The 20,573-nt window shown below is 41.0% G+C and carries 18 protein-coding genes and 1 pseudogene; 16 read left to right on the top strand and 3 right to left on the bottom strand.

The window, feature by feature from the left end; translation table 11 throughout:
- Position 1: 1 nt before the first annotated feature.
- From SMI_RS06895 to SMI_RS06880, 4 genes are all read left to right on the top strand, one after another.
- Positions 2–742, top strand: a complete 741-nt coding sequence (locus SMI_RS06895; RefSeq protein ID WP_000920629.1) for a DeoR/GlpR family DNA-binding transcription regulator — start codon at positions 2–4, stop codon at positions 740–742.
- Positions 739–1,650: a 1-phosphofructokinase gene (pfkB, locus tag SMI_RS06890; RefSeq protein ID WP_000640794.1), complete on the top strand. Its 912-nt coding sequence runs from the start codon at positions 739–741 to the stop codon at positions 1,648–1,650. Before SMI_RS06895 ends, pfkB begins: the two co-directional genes overlap by 4 nt.
- Positions 1,647–3,596 carry a PTS fructose transporter subunit IIABC gene (locus SMI_RS06885; RefSeq protein WP_000701411.1) on the top strand — a complete coding sequence of 650 codons (1,950 nt, stop codon included), beginning with the start codon at positions 1,647–1,649 and terminating at the stop codon, positions 3,594–3,596. Before pfkB ends, SMI_RS06885 begins: the two co-directional genes overlap by 4 nt.
- 88 nt (positions 3,597–3,684) lie before the next feature.
- Positions 3,685–5,988: a DNA translocase FtsK gene (locus SMI_RS06880; RefSeq protein WP_012972539.1), complete on the top strand. Its 2,304-nt coding sequence runs from the start codon at positions 3,685–3,687 to the stop codon at positions 5,986–5,988.
- Positions 5,989–6,031: 43 nt separating this feature from the next.
- On the opposite strand, the gene SMI_RS06875 is transcribed toward SMI_RS06880, so the two are convergent.
- Positions 6,032–6,469 carry a DUF6556 family protein gene (locus SMI_RS06875; RefSeq protein WP_000073946.1) on the bottom strand — a complete coding sequence of 146 codons (438 nt, stop codon included), beginning with the start codon at positions 6,467–6,469 and terminating at the stop codon, positions 6,032–6,034.
- Positions 6,470–6,607: 138 nt separating this feature from the next.
- Between SMI_RS06875 and SMI_RS06870 the strand changes: the two genes are divergently transcribed.
- From SMI_RS06870 to SMI_RS06850, 5 genes are all read left to right on the top strand, one after another.
- Positions 6,608–7,750: a cysteine desulfurase family protein gene (locus SMI_RS06870; RefSeq protein WP_000638923.1), complete on the top strand. Its 1,143-nt coding sequence runs from the start codon at positions 6,608–6,610 to the stop codon at positions 7,748–7,750.
- An 8-nt stretch (positions 7,751–7,758) separates the two neighbouring features.
- Positions 7,759–8,973 carry a tRNA uracil 4-sulfurtransferase ThiI gene (gene thiI, locus SMI_RS06865; RefSeq protein WP_001200061.1) on the top strand — a complete coding sequence of 405 codons (1,215 nt, stop codon included), beginning with the start codon at positions 7,759–7,761 and terminating at the stop codon, positions 8,971–8,973.
- A gap of 136 nt (positions 8,974–9,109) precedes the next feature.
- Entirely contained in the window at positions 9,110–9,934 is an 825-nt protein-coding gene (locus SMI_RS06860; RefSeq protein WP_001076720.1) for an alpha/beta hydrolase, read from the top strand.
- A gap of 21 nt (positions 9,935–9,955) precedes the next feature.
- The gene (locus tag SMI_RS06855) at positions 9,956–10,696 is read left to right on the top strand and encodes an esterase family protein (protein ID WP_001019252.1); all 741 of its coding nucleotides are present in this window, start codon (positions 9,956–9,958) and stop codon (positions 10,694–10,696) included.
- 12 nt (positions 10,697–10,708) lie between these two features.
- Positions 10,709–11,875, top strand: a complete 1,167-nt coding sequence (locus SMI_RS06850) for an ATP-grasp domain-containing protein (RefSeq protein ID WP_001108625.1) — start codon at positions 10,709–10,711, stop codon at positions 11,873–11,875.
- Between the two features lie 278 nt (positions 11,876–12,153).
- On the opposite strand, the gene SMI_RS06845 is transcribed toward SMI_RS06850, so the two are convergent.
- Complete coding sequence (locus SMI_RS06845; RefSeq protein WP_001024038.1) at positions 12,154–13,017, bottom strand: helix-turn-helix domain-containing protein; 864 nt, start codon at positions 13,015–13,017, stop codon at positions 12,154–12,156.
- A gap of 178 nt (positions 13,018–13,195) precedes the next feature.
- Between SMI_RS06845 and SMI_RS10940 the strand changes: the two are divergent.
- The 6 genes and pseudogenes from SMI_RS10940 to SMI_RS06820 form a co-directional block, all read left to right on the top strand.
- A pseudogene (locus SMI_RS10940) lies at positions 13,196–13,305 on the top strand (PhrA family quorum-sensing system peptide); the annotation flags it as partial.
- A gap of 59 nt (positions 13,306–13,364) precedes the next feature.
- Positions 13,365–14,384: a choline-binding protein CbpC gene (cbpC, locus tag SMI_RS06840; protein WP_000771154.1), complete on the top strand. Its 1,020-nt coding sequence runs from the start codon at positions 13,365–13,367 to the stop codon at positions 14,382–14,384.
- Between the two features lie 124 nt (positions 14,385–14,508).
- The gene (gene gla, locus SMI_RS06835) at positions 14,509–15,414 is read left to right on the top strand and encodes an aquaglyceroporin Gla (protein WP_000348097.1); all 906 of its coding nucleotides are present in this window, start codon (positions 14,509–14,511) and stop codon (positions 15,412–15,414) included.
- 123 nt (positions 15,415–15,537) lie between these two features.
- Positions 15,538–16,263 carry a CppA N-terminal domain-containing protein gene (locus tag SMI_RS06830; RefSeq protein WP_001102228.1) on the top strand — a complete coding sequence of 242 codons (726 nt, stop codon included), beginning with the start codon at positions 15,538–15,540 and terminating at the stop codon, positions 16,261–16,263.
- A complete protein-coding gene (locus SMI_RS06825) occupies positions 16,260–17,195 on the top strand; it encodes a serine hydrolase domain-containing protein (RefSeq protein ID WP_000872230.1) in 936 nt (311 codons plus the stop codon). The genes SMI_RS06830 and SMI_RS06825 overlap by 4 nt, the downstream gene beginning before the upstream one ends.
- A gap of 8 nt (positions 17,196–17,203) precedes the next feature.
- A complete protein-coding gene (locus SMI_RS06820; protein WP_000071683.1) occupies positions 17,204–18,100 on the top strand; it encodes a DMT family transporter in 897 nt (298 codons plus the stop codon).
- 41 nt (positions 18,101–18,141) lie between these two features.
- Here SMI_RS06820 and SMI_RS06815 read toward each other — a convergent pair whose 3' ends face one another.
- Positions 18,142–18,840 (bottom strand): GntR family transcriptional regulator, encoded by a 699-nt coding sequence (locus tag SMI_RS06815; RefSeq protein ID WP_000936183.1) that lies wholly within the window; start codon positions 18,838–18,840, stop codon positions 18,142–18,144.
- Between the two features lie 141 nt (positions 18,841–18,981).
- On the opposite strand from SMI_RS06815, the gene guaA reads away from it, so the two are divergent.
- Positions 18,982–20,544: a glutamine-hydrolyzing GMP synthase gene (gene guaA, locus SMI_RS06810; protein WP_012972538.1), complete on the top strand. Its 1,563-nt coding sequence runs from the start codon at positions 18,982–18,984 to the stop codon at positions 20,542–20,544.
- Positions 20,545–20,573 lie beyond the last annotated feature (29 nt).

Genomic DNA, 20,573 nt, shown 5'->3' with positions numbered 1-20,573 from the left:
GGTGTTAAAAACAGAGCGGAAACAACTGATTTTAGAGGAGTTAAATCAACATCACGTAGTTTCTCTAGAGAAATTAGTTAATTTGTTAGAAACGTCAGAATCAACGGTGCGAAGAGACTTGGATGAGTTGGAAGCAGAAAACAAGCTTCGTCGCGTGCATGGTGGAGCAGAATTGCCCCACTCTTTGCAGGAAGAAGAAACCATTCAAGAAAAATCTGTCAAAAACCTTCAAGAGAAGAAGTTGTTAGCTCAGAAAGCAGCCTCTCTCATCAAGGAACAAGATGTCATCTTTATCGATGCAGGAACAACAACTGCCTTTTTGATTCATGAATTGGTCAATAAGAATATTACAGTCGTGACCAACTCTATTCACCATGCCGCGCAGTTGGTTGAAAAGCAGATTCCAACTGTCATGGTTGGAGGAAGTGTCAAGATGGCCACAGATGCTAGCATCGGGGGCGTTGCTCTTAACCAGATTAACCAATTGCACTTTGACCGTGCCTTTATCGGGATGAATGGTGTGGACGATGGTTATTATACGACTCCTGATATGGAAGAGGGAGCTGTGAAGCGTGCTATTTTGGAGAATGCCAAACAGACCTATGTCTTGGTGGATTCGTCTAAGATTGGACAAACTTGCTTTGCCAAGGTAGCACCACTCAAACGCGCTATTGTTATCACAAGTCAAGGGCATGAGCTCTTGTGGGCTATTAAGGAGAAAACGGAGGTAATAGAAGTATGATTTATACAGTCACACTCAATCCATCCATTGACTATATCGTTCGTTTGGACCAAGTCCAAGTCGGTAGTGTCAATCGTATGGACAGTGATGATAAGTTTGCTGGTGGGAAAGGAATCAATGTCAGTCGTGTCTTGAAGCGATTAGATATTCCAAATACAGCGGCTGGATTTATCGGAGGTTTTACTGGTAAATTTATCACAGATACTTTGGCTGATGAAGCAATCGAGACACGTTTTGTCCAAGTGGCAGAAGATACTCGTATCAATGTTAAAATCAAAGCAGACCAAGAGACAGAAATCAACGGAACGGGTCCAACTGTCGAACCAGCCCAGTTAGAAGAATTGAAAGCTATTTTGTCTAGTTTGACTGCAGAAGACACGGTTGTATTTGCGGGTTCAAGTGCTAAAAATTTAGGCAATGTCATCTACAAGGATTTGATTGCCTTGACACGTCAGACGGGTGCGCAAGTGGTTTGTGACTTTGAAGGACAGCCCTTGATTGATAGTTTGGACTACCAGCCACTTTTGGTCAAACCAAACAATCATGAACTTGGAGCGATTTTTGGGGTTAAACTCGACAGTTTAGAGCAAATTGAGAAATATGCTCGTGAGTTACTGGCTAAAGGTGCTCAAAACGTCATTATCTCTATGGCTGGTGATGGTGCCCTTCTTGTCACATCTGAGGGAGCTTACTTTGCTAAACCAATCAAAGGAACGGTCAAAAATTCTGTCGGAGCTGGCGATTCTATGGTCGCTGGATTTACAGGTGAATTTGTCAAATCAAAAGACGCAGTAGAAGCTTTCAAATGGGGAGTGGCTTGCGGAACGGCAACGACCTTCTCGGATGACTTGGCAACGGCAGAATTTATTAAAGAAACATATGAAAAAGTTGAGGTAGAAAAACGATGAAAATTCAAGACCTATTGAGAAAAGATGTCATGTTGCTAGATTTGCAGGCAACTGAAAAAATTGCTGTCATCGAGGAGATGATTAAAAGCTTGACAGACCACGGTTATGTGACAGATTTTGAAACTTTTAAAGAAGGAATTTTGGCGCGTGAAGCTCTGACTTCTACAGGTTTGGGTGACGGAATCGCTATGCCTCACAGCAAAAACGCTGCTGTCAAAGAAGCGACAGTTCTCTTTGCTAAATCAAATAAGGGTGTTGATTATGAGAGCTTGGATGGACAAGCAACTGACCTCTTCTTTATGATTGCAGCTCCAGAAGGTGCTAATGACACTCACTTAGCAGCCTTGGCAGAATTGTCTCAATACTTGATGAAAGACGGCTTTGCTGATAAACTTCGCCAAGCAACATCAGCTGATCAAGTTATCGAACTTTTTGACCAAGCTTCAGAAAAAACTGAGGAACCTGTTCAAGCGCCTGCTAATGAATCTGGTGACTTTATCGTTGCTGTTACAGCTTGTACAACAGGTATCGCCCACACTTATATGGCTCAAGAAGCCCTTCAAAAAGTGGCTGCTGAAATGGGGGTTGGTATCAAGGTCGAAACCAACGGTGCTAGCGGTGTTGGTAACCAACTAACTGCGGAAGACATTCGTAAGGCTAAAGCTGTTATCATCGCAGCAGACAAGGCAGTAGAAATGGATCGTTTCGATGGCAAACCATTGATCAATCGTCCAGTTGCTGACGGTATCCGTAAGACAGAAGAGTTAATTAACTTGGCTCTTTCAGGAGATGCTGAAGTCTACCGTGCCGCTAATGGTGCAGCTGCAACAGCAAGCAACGAAAAACAAAGCCTTGGCGGTGCCTTCTACAAACACTTGATGAGTGGTGTATCTCAAATGTTGCCATTCGTTATCGGTGGGGGTATCATGATTGCCCTTGCCTTCTTGATTGACGGTGCTTTGGGTGTTCCAAATGAAAACCTTGGCAATCTTGGTTCTTACCATGAGCTAGCTTCTATGTTCATGAAAATTGGTGGCGCTGCCTTTGGTTTGATGCTTCCAGTCTTTGCAGGTTATGTTGCCTACTCTATCGCTGAAAAACCAGGTTTGGTAGCAGGTTTCGTGGCTGGTGCTATTGCTAAAGAAGGTTTTGCCTTTGGTAAAATTCCTTATGCCGCTGGTGGTGAAGCAACTGCAACTCTTGCAGGTGTCTCATCAGGTTTCCTAGGTGCCCTTGTGGGTGGATTTATCGCAGGTGCTTTGGTTCTTGCTATCAAGAAATATGTCAAAGTTCCTCGTTCACTTGAAGGTGCTAAATCAATCCTTCTCTTACCACTTCTTGGAACAATCTTGACTGGATTTGTCATGCTAGCTGTTAACATCCCAATGGCAGCAATCAACACTGCTATGAATGACTTCCTAGGCGGTCTTGGAGGAGGTTCAGCTGTCCTTCTTGGTATTGTTCTTGGTGGAATGATGGCTGTTGACATGGGTGGACCAGTCAATAAAGCAGCCTATGTCTTTGGTACAGGTACGCTTGCAGCGACTGTTTCTTCAGGTGGTTCTGTGGCTATGGCAGCAGTTATGGCTGGAGGAATGGTACCACCACTTGCAATCTTTGTTGCAACTCTTCTTTTCAAAGATAAATTTACTAAGGAAGAACGCAACTCTGGTTTGACAAACATCATCATGGGCTTGTCATTCATCACTGAGGGAGCGATTCCATTTGGTGCAGCAGACCCAGCTCGTGCGATCCCAAGCTTCATCCTTGGTTCAGCAGTAGCAGGTGGCCTTGTTGGTCTTACTGGGATCAAACTCATGGCGCCACACGGAGGGATCTTCGTTATCGCTCTTACTTCAAATGCCCTCCTTTACCTTGTTTCTGTCTTAGTAGGAGCAATTGTAAGTGGTGTGGTTTATGGTTACCTACGCAAACCTCAAGCATAAAACTTAGGTAGAAAATGAAAAGATTGGACTGTTTGATCCAGTCTTTTTCTCTTTTCGAAATGTCTGTCAAATATGGTATAATAAAAGAATGGTAAACAAGAATACAAGTAAAACAAGACGGAGACCGTCTAAAGCAGAACTCGAAAGAAAAGAAGCGATTCAACGAATGTTGATTTCGTTGGGAATCGCGATTTTATTGATTTTCGCAGCCTTCAAATTAGGGGCTGCAGGTATAACCCTTTACAATTTAATTCGCTTACTGGTGGGTAGCCTAGCTTATCTGGCAATATTTGGTATCCTACTCTATCTCTTCTTTTTCAAGTGGATACGAAAACAGGAAGGGCTCCTATCTGGCTTTTTCACCATATTTGCAGGTTTGCTCTTAATTTTTGAGGCCTATTTAGTTTGGCAATATGGTTTGGACAAGTCGATATTAAAAGGAACCATAGCTCAGGTTGTGACGGATTTGACTGGTTTTCGAACGACCAGTTTTGCTGGTGGGGGCTTGATTGGTGTTGGACTCTATGTGCCAACAGCCTTTCTCTTCTCAAATATCGGTACTTACTTTATTGGTTCTATCTTGATTTTAGTGGGTGCTCTCCTAGTCAGCTCTTGGTCTGTTTATGATGTTGCTGAATTTTTCAGTAGAGGCTTTGCTAAATGGCGGGAAGGTCATGAGCGTCGAAAAGAGGAACGCTTTGTCAAACAAGAAGAAAAAGCTCGCCAAAAGGCTGAGAAAGAGGCTAGATTAGAACAAGAAGAAGCTGAAAAAGCCTTACTTGATTTGCCTCCTATTGATATGGAAACGGGTGAAATTCTGACTGATGATGTTGTACTTGACGTTCCTCCTGTTCCAGAAGAAGAGTGGGTGGAACCAGAAATCATCCTGCCTCAAGCTGAACTTGAATTCCCTGAACGGGAAGATGGCTCTGATGATGAAGATGTTCAGGTCGATTTTTCAGCCAAGGAAGCCCTCGAATACAAACTTCCAAGCTTACAACTCTTTGCCCCAGATAAACCCAAAGACCAGTCTAAAGAGAAGAAAATCGTTCGTGAAAACATCAAAATCCTAGAAGAAACCTTTGCTAGCTTTGGTATCAAGGTAACAGTTGAACGGGCTGAAATTGGACCTTCAGTGACCAAGTATGAAGTCAAGCCTGCAGTGGGTGTACGGGTCAACCGCATTTCTAATCTAGCAGATGACCTCGCTCTAGCCTTGGCAGCCAAGGATGTCCGAATTGAAGCACCCATTCCTGGGAAATCCCTAGTCGGAATCGAAGTGCCCAACTCTGAGATTGCGACAGTTTCTTTCCGAGAACTATGGGAACAATCTCAAACGAAAGCAGAAAATCTCTTGGAAATTCCTTTAGGGAAGGCTGTTAATGGAACCGCAAGAGCTTTTGACCTTTCTAAAATGCCCCACTTGCTAGTCGCAGGTTCAACGGGATCAGGTAAGTCAGTAGCCGTTAACGGCATTATTGCTAGCATTCTCATGAAGGCGAGACCTGACCAAGTTAAATTTATGATGGTCGATCCCAAGATGGTTGAGTTGTCTGTTTACAATGATATTCCCCACCTCTTGATTCCAGTTGTGACCAATCCACGTAAGGCCAGCAAGGCTCTGCAAAAGGTTGTGGATGAGATGGAAAATCGTTATGAACTCTTTGCCAAGGTGGGAGTTCGGAATATTGCAGGCTTTAATGCTAAAGTAGAAGAGTTCAATGCCCAGTCTGAGTACAAGCAGATTCCGCTACCGCTCATTGTTGTGATTGTAGATGAGTTGGCTGATCTCATGATGGTGGCCAGCAAGGAAGTGGAAGATGCCATCATTCGTCTTGGACAGAAGGCGCGTGCTGCTGGCATCCACATGATTCTTGCAACCCAGCGTCCATCCGTTGATGTTATCTCTGGTTTGATTAAGGCCAATGTCCCATCTCGTGTCGCATTTGCGGTTTCATCAGGAACAGACTCCCGTACGATTTTGGATGAAAATGGAGCAGAAAAACTGCTTGGTCGAGGAGACATGCTCTTTAAACCGATTGATGAAAATCATCCAGTTCGTCTGCAAGGATCCTTTATCTCAGATGATGATGTTGAACGCATCGTAAACTTCATTAAGGCTCAGGCAGATGCGGACTACGATGAGAGTTTTGATCCCGGTGAGGTTTCTGAAAATGAAGGAGAATTTTCAGATGGTGAATCTGGTGGAGATCCGCTTTTTGAGGAAGCCAAGGCTTTAGTTATCGAAACCCAGAAAGCCAGCGCATCCATGATTCAGCGTCGTTTGTCAGTTGGATTTAACCGTGCGACCCGCCTTATGGAAGAACTGGAGATGGCAGGTGTCATTGGTCCAGCTGAAGGTACCAAACCAAGAAAAGTTTTACAACAATAAAAAATAGCTTCTTTCCAAGTTTGGAAGGAGGCTATTTTAGTGATTATTGATTACTTTTATTTTCTGAAGTTGGAGTATTATTGGACTGTTTTTCATTATCAGCGGCAGGCTTACTTGGAGTAGGAGCAGGAGTAGAAGAATCCAGAGTTGATGCTTTCTGCTCTTCTTTTTTCTCTTCCTTGACGCTAGCTTTTGGTGTTTCTTCTTGTTGTGCTTTTTCTTGACTAGTGTTAGTTTCCTTAGTTGGACTGGTGTTTTCCTTAGGGGATTCCTTTTGGATTTCTTTGACAATGGTTGTCGTCTGGGTTGTCGCAGGTTCTTTTTTAGTATTTTTGTTATTATCCAAGGCGTTCATGATAGTGATACTTGCGGTAATTAAGCCAAGGATACTACCGATAGTAGCGACGGTTTTTTGAAAGACTGTAAAGCCTTTTTTGATGTGTTCTGTTTTTGGTTTTGAAGTTCTACGATAATTAGACATACATTCTCTCCTTTAATTAAAATTTATTATACCTCATTTCTTTAAAAAAATCTTAAAAAAAGAGGAAATGCCCTTTCTTGTCGCAGGCTTCGTTTCATGATACAATAGAAGGAGTGATTTTAGAAAGCGTGAGAAAACATGATTTACTTTGATAATTCGGCGACGACCAAGCCCTATCCTGAAGCACTTGAAACTTATATGCAGGTGGCTTCAAAAATTTTAGGAAATCCATCTAGTCTCCATCGTTTGGGAGACCAGGCAACACGAATCTTAGAGGCTTCTCGCCAACAGATTGCAGATTTAATCGGTAAGAAAAGCGATGAAATCTTCTTTACTTCTGGTGGGACAGAAGGAGATAACTGGGTCATCAAGGGTGTGGCCTTTGAAAAGGCTCAGTTTGGAAAGCACATCATTGTATCAGCCATTGAACATCCTGCAGTCAAAGAGTCAGCCCTTTGGTTGAAATCTCAAGGTTTTGAAGTGGATTTTGCTCCAGTTGATAACAAAGGATTTGTGGATGTTGAAGCGTTAGCAGATTTGATAAGACCTGATACGACCCTCGTTTCCGTCATGGCTGTGAACAATGAAATTGGCTCTATTCAACCTATTCAAGCTATTTCAGAACTGTTAGCAGACAAGCCGACTATTTCCTTCCACGTTGATGCGGTTCAGGCGCTTGCCAAGATTCCGACTGAAAAGTATCTGACAGAACGAGTGGATTTTGCGACTTTCTCTAGTCACAAGTTCCACGGAATCCGTGGTGTTGGTTTTGTCTATATCAAGTCTGGCAAGAAGATCACGCCTCTTTTAACAGGTGGAGGTCAGGAACGTGATTACCGTTCGACAACTGAAAATGTGGCAGGGATTGCAGCGACAGCCAAGGCTCTCCGTTTATCTATGGAAAAGCTAGATATCTTTACTAGCAAGACTGGGCAGATGAAGGCAGTGATTCGTCAAGCACTTCTGGACTATCCAGATATTTTTATCTTCTCGGATGAGGAAGACTTTGCCCCTCATATCCTGACTTTTGGAATCAAGGGTGTTCGTGGTGAAGTCATCGTTCACGCCTTTGAAGACTATGATATTTTTATCTCAACGACCTCTGCTTGTTCGTCCAAGGCAGGGAAACCAGCCGGAACCCTGATTGCCATGGGAGTGGATAAGGATAAGGCCCAGTCAGCTGTGCGTTTAAGCCTAGACCTTGAAAATGATATGAGTCAGGTCGAGCAATTTTTGACCAAGCTAAAATTAATTTACAACCAAACTAGAAAAGTAAGATAGGAGCATTCATGCAATATTCAGAAATTATGATTCGCTACGGTGAGCTGTCAACCAAGGGTAAAAACCGTATGCGTTTCATCAATAAACTTCGCAATAATATTTCAGACGTTTTGTCTATCTATCCCCAAGTTAAGGTAACGGCAGATCGTGACCGTGCCCACGCTTACCTCAATGGAGCTGATTACACAGCAGTAGCAGAATCACTCAAACAAGTTTTTGGAATTCAAAACTTTTCCCCTGTTTATAAGGTTGAAAAATCTGTAGAAGTTCTGAAGTCTGCTGTCCAAGAGATTATGCAGGACATCTACAAGGAAGGCATGACCTTTAAAATCTCTAGTAAACGTAGCGACCACAACTTTGAGTTGGATAGTCGTGAACTCAACCAAACCCTTGGAGGAGCTGTTTTCGAAGCCATTCCAAATGTGCAAGCTCAAATGAAAAGTCCTGACATCAATCTTCAGGTGGAGATCCGTGAAGAGGCAGCCTACCTTTCTTATGAAACTATTCGTGGGGCTGGTGGTTTGCCAGTTGGAACTTCAGGTAAAGGGATGCTCATGTTGTCAGGAGGGATTGACTCACCTGTAGCAGGGTATCTTGCTCTTAAGCGTGGGGTGGATATTGAGGCCGTTCACTTTGCCAGCCCACCTTATACTAGTCCAGGCGCTCTCAAGAAAGCCCAAGATTTGACCCGTAAATTGACCAAGTTTGGTGGAAATATCCAGTTTATCGAAGTTCCTTTTACAGAGATTCAAGAGGAAATCAAGGCTAAAGCGCCAGAAGCTTACTTGATGACTCTAACTCGTCGCTTTATGATGCGGATTACGGACCGTATTCGTGAGGTACGAAATGGTTTAGTTATCATCAATGGGGAAAGCCTAGGTCAAGTAGCTAGCCAGACCTTAGAAAGCATGCAGGCTATCAATGCAGTTACCAACACTCCTATCATCCGTCCAGTTGTGACAATGGATAAGTTGGAAATCATTGACATTGCTCAGGAAATTGACACCTTTGAAATTTCTATCCAGCCTTTTGAAGACTGTTGTACCATTTTTGCGCCAGATCGTCCGAAAACAAATCCTAAGATTAAGAATGCGGAGCAGTATGAAGCTCGCATGGATGTTGAAGGTTTAGTTGAGCGAGCTGTAGCTGGAATCATGATTACTGAGATTACACCGCAGGTTGAAAAAGATGAAGTGGATGACTTGATTGACAATCTGCTCTAATCAGAAAATCCAAAAGAATTTAGAAAATTAAATGAAAAAGTTAGTTTTTAATTCCAAAAGTGGAAGCAAAACTAACTTTTTTTCTATAATTGTGATATAATAAAATAAAATTTTGAATATAGAGAGTTTTCTGACAATGAATCAATCCTACTTTTATTTAAAAATGAAAGAACACAAACTCAAGGTTCCTTATACAGGTAAGGAACGCCGTGTACGTGTTCTTTTGCCTAAAGATTATGAGAAAGACACGGATCGTTCCTATCCTGTTGTTTACTTTCATGACGGGCAAAATGTTTTTTATAGCAAGGAGTCTTTCATTGGCCATTCATGGAAGATTATCCCAGCTATTAAGCGTAATCCTGATATCAGTCGCATGATTGTCGTTGCCATTGACAATGATGGTATGGGGCGGATGAATGAGTATGCGGCTTGGAAGTTCCAAGAATCTCCTATCCCAGGACAGCAATTTGGCGGTAAGGGTGTGGAATATTCTGAGTTTGTGATGGAGGTGGTCAAGCCTTTTATCGATGAAACTTATCGTACAAAAGCAGACCGCCAGCATACAGCCATGATTGGTTCCTCACTAGGAGGCAATATTACCCAGTTTATCGGTTTGGAATACCAAGACCAAATTGGTTGCTTGGGCGTCTTTTCATCTGCTAACTGGCTCCACCAAGAAGCCTTTAACCGCTATATTGACCGCAAGAAACTGTCGCCTGACCAGCGCATCTTCATCTATGTGGGAACGGAAGAAGCGGATAATACGGACAAGACCTTGATGGCTGGCAATATCAAGCAAGCCTACATTGATTCATCGCTACGCTATTACCATGATTTGATAGCAGGGGGAGTACATCTGGATAATCTTGTGCTGAAAGTTCAGTCTGGTGCTATCCATAGTGAAATCCCTTGGTCAGAAAATCTACCCGACTGTCTGAGATTTTTTGCAGAAAAATGGTAAGTTAAGAAAGGAAAAAATGAAATGAATATTGAACATCTTAGCCACTGGAGTGGCAATCTTAACCGTGAAATGTACCTTAATCGTTATGGTCATGCTGGTATTCCAGTTGTGGTCTTTGCTTCATCAGGTGGCAGTCACAATGAATACTATGATTTTGGCATGATTGATGCCTGTGCTTCCTTTATCGAGGAAGGTCGTGTTCAGTTCTTTACCCTATCCAGTGTAGATAGTGAGAGCTGGTTGGCCACTTGGAAAAATAGTCACGACCAGGCGGAGATGCACCGTGCCTACGAGCGCTATGTGATTGAGGAGGCCATTCCTTTTATCAAGCACAAGACAGGTTGGTTTGATGGCATGATGACGACAGGTTGTTCGATGGGTGCCTACCATGCACTCAATTTCTTCCTCCAGCATCCAGATGTCTTTACCAAAGTAATTGCTCTTAGTGGTGTCTACGACGCACGTTTCTTTGTCGGAGATTACTACAATGACGATGCAATTTACCAAAACTCGCCAGTAGATTATATCTGGAACCAAAACGACGGCTGGTTTATTGACCGTTACCGTCAGGCAGAGATTGTGCTGTGTACGGGTCTTGGAGCTTGGGAACAAGACGGTCTGCCATCCTTTTACAAGCTCAAAGAAGCCTTTGACCAGAAACAAATTCCAGCCTGGTTTGCTGAATGGGGACATGATGTCGCCCACGACTGGGAATGGTGGCGCAAACAAATGCCTTATTTCCTCGGCAATCTCTATTTATAAAAGGAGTGACCTATGAATTACCTTGTTATTTCTCCCTACTATCCACAAAACTTTCAACAGTTTACCATCGAACTAGCCAATAAAGGTATTACCGTCTTGGGAATTGGTCAAGAGCCTTACGAGCAATTGGATGAACCTTTACGTAATAGCCTGACAGAATATTTCCGTGTTGATAATCTTGAGAACACAGACGAAGTCAAACGTGCAGTTGCTTTTCTATTTTATAAACATGGCCCAATTGATCGTATTGAATCTCACAATGAATACTGGCTTGAGCTGGATGCAACACTCAGAGAACAATTCAATGTCTTTGGTGCCAAACCAGAGGATCTAAAAAAGACGAAATTTAAGTCTGAAATGAAGAAACTCTTCAAGAAAGCAGGTGTCCCCGTGGTACCTGGAGCTGTTATCAAGACGGAAGCAGATGTGGATCAAGCTGTGAATGAAATCGGCCTGCCAATGATTGCTAAACCTGATAATGGAGTGGGAGCAGCCGCAACCTTTAAACTTGAGACAGAAGACGATGTCAATCACTTCAAGCAAGAATGGGACCATTCGACTGTTTATTTCTTTGAGAAATTTGTCACCTCTAGCGAAATTTGCACCTTTGATGGGCTCGTAGACAAGGATGGAAAGATTGTCTTCTCAACAACCTTTGACTACGCCTATACACCGCTTGATCTCATGATGTACAAGATGGACAATTCTTATTACGTTCTCAAGGATATGGATCCCAAATTACGTAAATATGGTGAGGCAATTGTCAAAGAATTTGGTATGAAAGAACGTTTCTTCCATATTGAGTTCTTCCGTGAAGGGGATGATTATATTGCCATCGAGTACAATAATCGCCCTGCAGGTGGTTTCACTATCGATGTTTATAATTTTGCTCATTCCTTGGACCTCTATCGTGGATATGCAGCCATTGTCGCAGGAGAAGAGTTCCCAGCGTCAGACTTTGAACCTCAATATTGTTTAGCTACATCCCGTCGTGCAAATGCTCACTATGTCTATTCTGAGGAGGACTTGCTTGCCAAATACAGCCAGCAGTTCAAGGTTAAAAAAATCATGCCAGCAGCCTTTGCGGAACTTCAAGGAGATTACCTGTATATGCTGACAACTCCGAGCAGACAAGAAATGGAGCAGATGATTGCTGATTTCGGACAACGTCAAGAATAAGAACTCTTGGATTAAGGAATTGCACCTCCTTAATCCTTTTGTTTTGTCTGATAAAAAATAAGAGCATCCTAACAAGGTAGCTATCATAAGATTCGTTTAGAAATTATAGTGAACTGAATCTGAAGTAGTAGACTGTAGTTCCCAAAGTATTGTTGGAACTTAGTTTGAGTTTCCTAATCAATTTGTTTAGTTTTTTATTGTGTGACTGATAGTATTAATTTCACTATCAGCCTTACAGGTTATTTAACGTTTCAGAAAAACTATAATGTCAAGATTAACTAAACAGTATCTAATTCCTTCAAATAATTTTCTATCTTCATCAACATTAAAGGATTGTTATAAATCTTACATAACTCTCTTGCTTCTATATAATAATTTTTGACTTGTTCTTTGTCTAGAAATTTGGCTCCAGCATTTCCTACAAGAATAAGTAGGGGAGCCAGTTGGTAGCTTGTCTGTCTTTGTTTACAGAGTTCAATCGTCTCAAGAGCTTCTTGGATGGCTTCGTTATATTTTTCCTTTGATACTAGGTAGTGAGCGTAGTTGTAACGAACTCTGATGTAGCCAAATAAAAACTCTTGGTGCTCAAAATTTTTTGTCTGATATAACTCCATCAAATGAGAGTAGTTTGCCTCATATTCTTGTTCGCGACCCACTAAGGAATAGAAATTAGATAGAGTATTCAATGCCTTTAAATAAATCAGAGTATTTGAGGAGACTTTTAATAATATATTTTCCAATGAAGAAATAGCCTCACACTTACTGTCATATTGATAGAAGTCAATAATAGCTTTAATCCACTCAAGGTAAGTTCGGTCTTCTAGTGTTAGAAAAGTACTTCGTTCAATCTCTATTCTATAAATATATTCCAAATCGTCATAATTCCTATCATCTAATAAGCGAGCAGATAATTGCTTGAAGTGAGAGAGGTTAGACTTAACTTCGATTTGTTCATTGAAAAAGTAATCCAAAGGGACTTCAAGTCGTTGAGAGAGTTTGAATAACAAGTCTGCGGAGGGAATAAAATGACCTCTTTCAATTTTACTAATCTGACTTTGTTCACAAATTCCTTCTGCAAGAGTTTGTTGGGAGAGACCTAACTCTTTTCTCTTTACTCTGAATTTCTCAGAGAGTATATTCATAAAAAATATTATTCCTTTCTACTTAATTTAATTATATTTCTTTTAGTTAAAAATAGCAAATCCAAAATAAAAATGCTTATACGTTATAATAATAAAAAAAAGTTAAAATAAACATAAAAATTTGACTGGTCTTCATATGTGTGTTAGAATTAAGCAGAAAGAAAGTTCACAATATAAGATGAGGAGAAATCGTGGAATTAAAAAATAGTTATATTTGTATTACTAAGCGTTCTTGCATTTGGTAATACAATTCCCTATCAACAGTTTGTTCAGAAGAATAGACAAATGGTAAAGTTTATAACTTCTCCTCATCTGGTATGTTAATTTAATATTGGAGGTATATATAAATGAAACTTTTGAAAAAAACTATGCAAGTTGGACTAACAGTATTTTTCTTTGGTTTGCTAGCTACTAATACTGTATTTGCGGATACCACAGGTGGCCAATTTGTTGATAAGGATAATAGAAAATATTATGTAAAAGATGACCACAAAGCAATCTATTGGCATAAAATAGACGGTAAAACTTACTATTTTGGTGATAAAGGAGAAATGGTAGTTGGATGGCAATACTTAGAAATTCCTGGAACAGGTTATCGTGATAATTTATTAGATAACCAACCAATTAATGAAATTGGACTCCAACAAAAATGGTATTATTTTAGCTCAGATGGAGCTTTGCTAGAACAAACAGATAAACAAGTACTAGAGGCAAAAACATCTGAAAATACAGGAAAAGTATATGGTGAACAATATCCTCTATCTGCTGAAAAGAGAACTTATTATTTTGATAATAATTATGCTGTAAAGACAGGCTGGATTTATGAAGACGGCAATTGGTATTATTTAAATAAGCTAGGAAATTTTGGCGATGATTCTTACAATCCACTACCAATTGGTGAAGTTGCTAAGGGTTGGATTCAAGATTTTCATGTTACTATTGACATTGATAGAAGCAAACCTGCTCCATGGTACTACTTGGATCCAAAAACTGGAATCATGCAAACTGGTTGGTATCAACTTGGCAATAAGTGGTACTACCTCCGTTCATCAGGCGCAATGGTAACTGGCTGGTATCAAGAAGGTACCACTTGGTATTATTTAGATCAGCCAAATGGCGATATGAAAACTGGTTGGCAAAACCTTGGTAACAAGTGGTACTATCTCCGTTCATCAGGAGCTATGGCAACTGGTTGGTATCAAGATGGTTCAACTTGGTACTACCTAAATGCAAGTAATGGAGATATGAAGACAGGCTGGTTCCAAGTCAATGGTAAATGGTACTATGCGTATGGTTCAGGTGCTCTAGCTGTTAATACCACAGTAGATGGTTACTACGTAAACTATAATGGTGAGTGGGTTAAGTAACGAATGCTAATAGTTACATAATAAAACCGCTTTCTCATACATTATTTTAGAAAACCTGTTGCTAAAAGATATAAAAATTGATAGAATAAGGATTGTCTAAAAAATTTTAAGGAGAATCTATCAAATGGATTTCACATGGGCAATTAAATATGCCACTGAATTTTTGGCCACTGCTATTTTGATCATTCTTGGAAATGGTGCAGTTGCCAACGTTGAACTTAAAGGTACGAAAGGTCACCAAAGTGGCTGGATCGTTATCGCTGTTGGTTATGGTATGGGGGTTATGATCCCAGCCTTGATGTTTGGTAACGTATCAGGTAACCACATTAACCCAGCCTTCACTCTTGGACTTGCGATTAGCGGTCTCTTCCCTTGGGCACAGGTTGCACCTTATATCCTTGCACAAGTTTTGGGAGCTATCTTTGGTCAAGCCTTGGTTGTGGCAACACACCGCCCATACTACTTGAAAACTGAAAATCCAAACAACATTTTGGGTACTTTCTCAACCATTTCAAGTTTGGATAATGGTACAAAAGAATCACGCTTTGCGTCAACTATTAATGGTTTTGTAAACGAGTTTGTTGGTTCATTTGTTCTTTTCTTTGCAGCTCTTGGAATGACTAAAAACTTCTTTGGTGCTGAATTAGTATCAAAAGCACAAGCAGCTATTAATGCTCAAGTTGCACAAGCAACTACTCAAGGTCAAACTATTCCTCAAGAACAAGTAACAGCAGCACTTGATCAAGCTAAAGAACAAGTAGCACCATTTATGACATCTGGTCTTGGAATTGCTCACTTGGCACTTGGATTCCTTGTTATGGCCTTGGTAACATCACTTGGTGGCCCTACAGGACCTGCCTTGAACCCAGCCCGTGACTTGGGACCACGTCTCCTTCATGCTTTCCTTCCAAAATCAGTTCTTGGTGAGCACAAAGGTGATTCAAAATGGTGGTATTCTTGGGTACCAGTAGTAGCACCGATCGCAGCAGCAATTGCGGCAGTAGCTATCTTCAAATTCCTTTACCTATAAGAAATTGAGACCGAGGGAATCCTCGGTTTTTTAGATGACATTTTACGAAAAATCGGTAAATTTGAGCATAATATCTTGTAAAAAATTCTAAAATCCTTTAAAATAAAAGAGTTGGAGGAATTTATGAATGTAAATCAAATTGTACGGATTATTCCTACTTTAAAAGTTAATAATAGAAAATTAAATGAAACATTTTATATAGAAACCCTTGGCATGAAGGCCTTGCTTGAAGAATCAGCCTTTCTGTCACTAGGTGATCAAACAGGTTTAGAAAAGTTGGTTTTAGAAGAAGCTCCAAGTATGCGAACTCGTAAGGTAGAGGGAAGAAAAAAACTAGCTAGATTGATTGTCAAGGTGGAAAATCCCTTAGAAATTGAAGGACTCTTAGCTAAAACAGATTCGATTCATCAATTATATAAAGGTCAAAATGGCTACGCTTTTGAAATTTACTCTCCAGAAGATGATTTGATTCTGATTCATGCGGAAGATGATAGAGCAATCCTAGTAGAAGTAGGAGAAATGCCAGAATTTCAAACAGATCTGGAATCAATTTCTTTAAGCAAATTTGAGATTTCTATTGAAATACACCTCCCAACGGATGTTGAAAGTTTCTTAGGATCATCTGAAATTGGGGCATCACTTGATTTTATCCCAGCTCAGGGACAGGATTTGACTGTAGACAATACGGTTACTTGGGACTTATCTATGCTCAAGTTCTTGGTCAATGAACTAAACATAGAAAGTCTTCGCCAGAGGTTTGAGTCTACTGAATATTTTATTCCTAAGTCTGAAAAATTCTTCCTTGGTAAAGATAGAAATAATGTTGAATTGTGGTTTGAAGAAGTATGAAGTGGACCAAGATTATTAAAAAAATAGAAGAACAAATCGAGGCAGGGATTTATCCCGGAGCCTCTTTTGCGTATTTTAAGGACTATCAATGGACGGAGTTCTATTTAGGCAAGAGTGACCCAGAGCATGGCTTGCAGACTGAGGCAGGACTAGTTTACGACCTAGCTAGTGTCAGCAAGGTTGTTGGGGTTGGAACGGTTTTTACCTTCTTGTGGGAAAGAGGTCAATTAGATATTGACAGACCAGTAACAGATTTTTTAGCTGAGAGTGATTATCCAGATATTACTATTCGCCAGCTCTTAACCCACGCTACGGATCTTGATCCTTTTATTCCCAATCGTGATCTTTTAACAGCACCTGAATTAAAGGAAGCGATGTTTCATCTTAAGAGACGAAGTCAACCAGCCTTTCTTTATTCGGATGTCCATTTTTTACTTTTGGGTTTTGTTTTGGAAAGAATCTTTAATCAAGACTTGGATGAGATTTTACAGGAGCAAGTCTGGAAACCTTGGGGAATGGCGGATACCCAGTTTGGGCCTGTTGAGCATGCTGTTCCAACAGTTAGAGGTGTCGAGGCAGGTCTGGTACATGATCCCAAGGCTCGCCTCCTAGGCAGACATGCAGGGAGTGCTGGTTTGTTTTCGACTGTAAAGGATTTACAAATCTTTTTAGAGAACTATTTAGCAGATGATTTTGCAAGAGATTTGAGTAAAAATTTTTCTCCTTTGGATGACAAGGAACGTTCTTTGGCATGGAATTTGGATGGAGATTGGCTAGACCATACGGGCTATACAGGTACCTTTATCATGTGGAATCGTCAGAATCAAGAAGCGGTCATTTTTCTATCGAATCGTACCTATGAAAAGGATGAGAGGGCTCAATGGATTGTAGACCGTAATCAAGTGATGGACTTGATTCGCAAAGAAGAGTAAGGAGAGACATGTCAAACAGTTTAAAAGGGACTCTATTAACAGTTGTGGCTGGGATTGCTTGGGGCTTGTCAGGAACGAGTGGCCAATACCTGATGGCACACGGAATTTCGGCTCTGGTTTTGACCAACTTGCGTCTTTTAATCGCTGGTGGAATTCTCATGCTCTTGGCTTATGCTACTGCAAAGGATAAAATGCTGGCCTTTTTAAAGGATAGAAAGAGTTTGCTGTCTCTTCTCATTTTTGCTCTAATTGGCCTCTTCCTCAATCAATTTGCCTATCTAACTGCTATTCAGGAAACCAATGCAGGAACCGCGACGGTGCTTCAGTATGTTTGCCCTGTCGGGATTTTGATTTATAGCTGTATCAAGGATAAGGTAGCACCGACACTGGGAGAGATTGTTTCTATCATATTAGCCATCGGAGGGACCTTTCTGATCGCCACTCATGGGCAGTTGGACCAGTTATCCATGACACCTGCCGGTCTGTTCTGGGGTCTCTTTTCTGCTCTGACTTACGCACTTTATATCATTTTGCCCATAGCCTTGATTAAGAAGTGGGGGAGCAGTTTGGTCATTGGTGTGGGAATGGTCATAGCAGGTTTAGTCGCCCTTCCTTTTACAGGAGTTCTACAGACTGCTATCCCAACTAGTCTTGATTTTCTCCTTGCATTTGCGGGCATTATCCTTATCGGTACTGTCTTTGCCTATACAGCCTTCTTAAAAGGAGCCAGTCTGATTGGACCGGTCAAGTCAAGCTTGTTGGCTTCTATTGAGCCAATTTCGGCGGTTTTCTTTGCCTTCCTAATTATGAATGAACAATTTTATCCTATTGATTTTCTTGGTATGACAATGATATTGTTTGCTGTAACTCTGATTTCGTTGAAAGATTTAGTCTTAGAAAAATAAAAAGACTCTTTGTCCGTGACAGAGAGTTTTTGCGTGGTAATCTAATTATTTTCAAGATAAAATTCAAAGCGTTCGCCTACATACTGACTTTTTACGTATTCAAATGCAGTACCATCTTCTAGATAGGAAACCTGAGTCAAACCAAGAATAGCATGTCCTTTTTCAACTTCCAAATAGTGGGCAATCTTTTCTTTAGCAAGACGAGCATAGATGGTCTGCTGTGATTTGCCTATACGGTAGCCGTGTTTTTGCAAGGTTTGGAAGAAATGACTAGTGATTTCTTCTTTTTTAAAGTCCTTAATGAATTTTTCAGGAATAGAAGCAACTTCATAAACTAGAGGAACTTGGTCGGCATAGCGAACCCGCTCCATTCGGATAATATTTTCGGTAGGAGAAATTCCTAGCTTGGCAACTTCCTGCTCATTGGGAATGGTTTTTCTGTAGGAAATGAGTTGGCTAGAGGGAACTTTACCTTGGGACTTAACAATTTCAGTAAAACTGGTTGTGCCTCTCATCTTTTCTTGTACACGTGTACTGGATACAAAGGTGCCGCTTCCTACACGGCGCTCTAAAACTCCTTCTTCGACCAAGAGGGAAATAGCTTGGCGGAGGGTCATGCGACTGACCGCAAACTGCTCTGCTAAATCTCGTTCACTGGGAAGCCTCTCACCGATGGCCCAACGATGTTCGTCAATATCCTTTTTAATCTGGTCATGGATTTTCATATAAGCGGGTAGCATATTTTTCACTTCATTTCTATCTTTTCTCTATTGTACCCCAATAAACTAGAAAAAGTCAAACTTCGCCTTGTTTAGTTGGTAATTCGCCCTTATTTGTGATAGAATATTGAAAAAAGATATTTCTTTTGAGAAAGGAAAAAGATGAGCAACATTTCAACTGATTTGCAAGATGTAGAAAAAATCATCGTATTGGACTATGGTAGCCAATACAACCAGCTGATTTCACGCCGTATCCGTGAGATTGGTGTTTTTTCAGAACTAAAAAGCCATAAAATTTCAGCTGCTGAAGTTCGTGAAATCAATCCTGTAGGAATTATTCTATCAGGTGGTCCTAACTCTGTATATGAAGATGGTTCATTTGATATTGACCCAGAAATCTTCGAACTTGGAATTCCTATTTTGGGAATTTGTTACGGTATGCAGTTATTGACCCATAAACTTGGAGGAAAAGTTGTTCCTGCAGGTGATGCTGGAAATCGTGAATACGGTCAATCAACCCTAACACATACACCATCAGCTCTTTTTGAATCAACACCTGATGAACAAACTGTATTGATGAGCCATGGTGATGCAGTTACTGAAATTCCTTCTGACTTTGTTCGTACAGGTACATCAGCTGACTGCCCTTATGCAGCCATTGAAAACCCTGATAAACATATTTACGGTATCCAATTCCACCCAGAAGTTCGTCATTCTGTATACGGAAATGATATCCTTCGTAACTTTGCTCTTAACATCTGTAAGGCTAAAGGCGACTGGTCAATGGATAACTTCATTGATATGCAGATCCAAAAAATTCGTGAAACCGTCGGTGATAAACGTGTCCTTCTTGGTCTATCAGGTGGGGTTGACTCATCTGTCGTTGGGGTTCTTCTCCAAAAGGCTATTGGCGATCAATTGATCTGTATCTTCGTAGACCACGGTCTTCTTCGTAAAGGAGAAGCAGACCAAGTTATGGATATGCTTGGTGGTAAGTTTGGTTTGAATATCGTCAAAGCAGACGCTGCTAAACGTTTCCTTGATAAACTTGCTGGCGTTTCTGACCCTGAACAAAAACGTAAAATCATCGGTAACGAGTTTGTGTATGTATTCGATGACGAAGCAAGCAAGCTCAAAGATGTGAAATTCCTTGCTCAAGGTACGCTTTACACAGACGTGATCGAGTCTGGTACAGATACAGCTCAAACTATTAAGTCACACCACAACGTGGGTGGTCTTCCAGAAGACATGCAATTTGAATTGATCGAACCACTCAACACTCTCTATAAAGATGAAGTTCGTGCCCTTGGTACAGAGCTTGGTATGCCAGACCATATCGTATGGCGCCAACCATTCCCAGGACCAGGACTTGCTATCCGTGTCATGGGTGAAATCACTGAAGAGAAACTAGAAACCGTTCGTGAGTCAGATGCTATCCTTCGTGAAGAAATCGCTAAAGCTGGTCTTGACCGCGATATCTGGCAATACTTCACAGTTAATACAGGTGTTCGTTCAGTTGGGGTTATGGGTGACGGTCGTACGTATGACTACACGATTGCAATCCGTGCGATCACTTCTATCGATGGTATGACAGCTGACTTTGCAAAGATTCCTTGGGATGTCCTTCAAAAGATTTCTGTACGTATCGTAAACGAAGTGGACCACGTTAACCGCATCGTCTATGATATTACAAGTAAACCACCTGCAACAGTTGAGTGGGAGTAGTTGTAGGAGAGCTAGAAATCCTCTTATAC

This window comes from Streptococcus mitis B6 (assembly GCF_000027165.1).
Lineage (GTDB): Bacteria > Bacillota > Bacilli > Lactobacillales > Streptococcaceae > Streptococcus > Streptococcus mitis_AR.
This window is presented reverse-complemented; position numbering and strand designations above follow the sequence as displayed.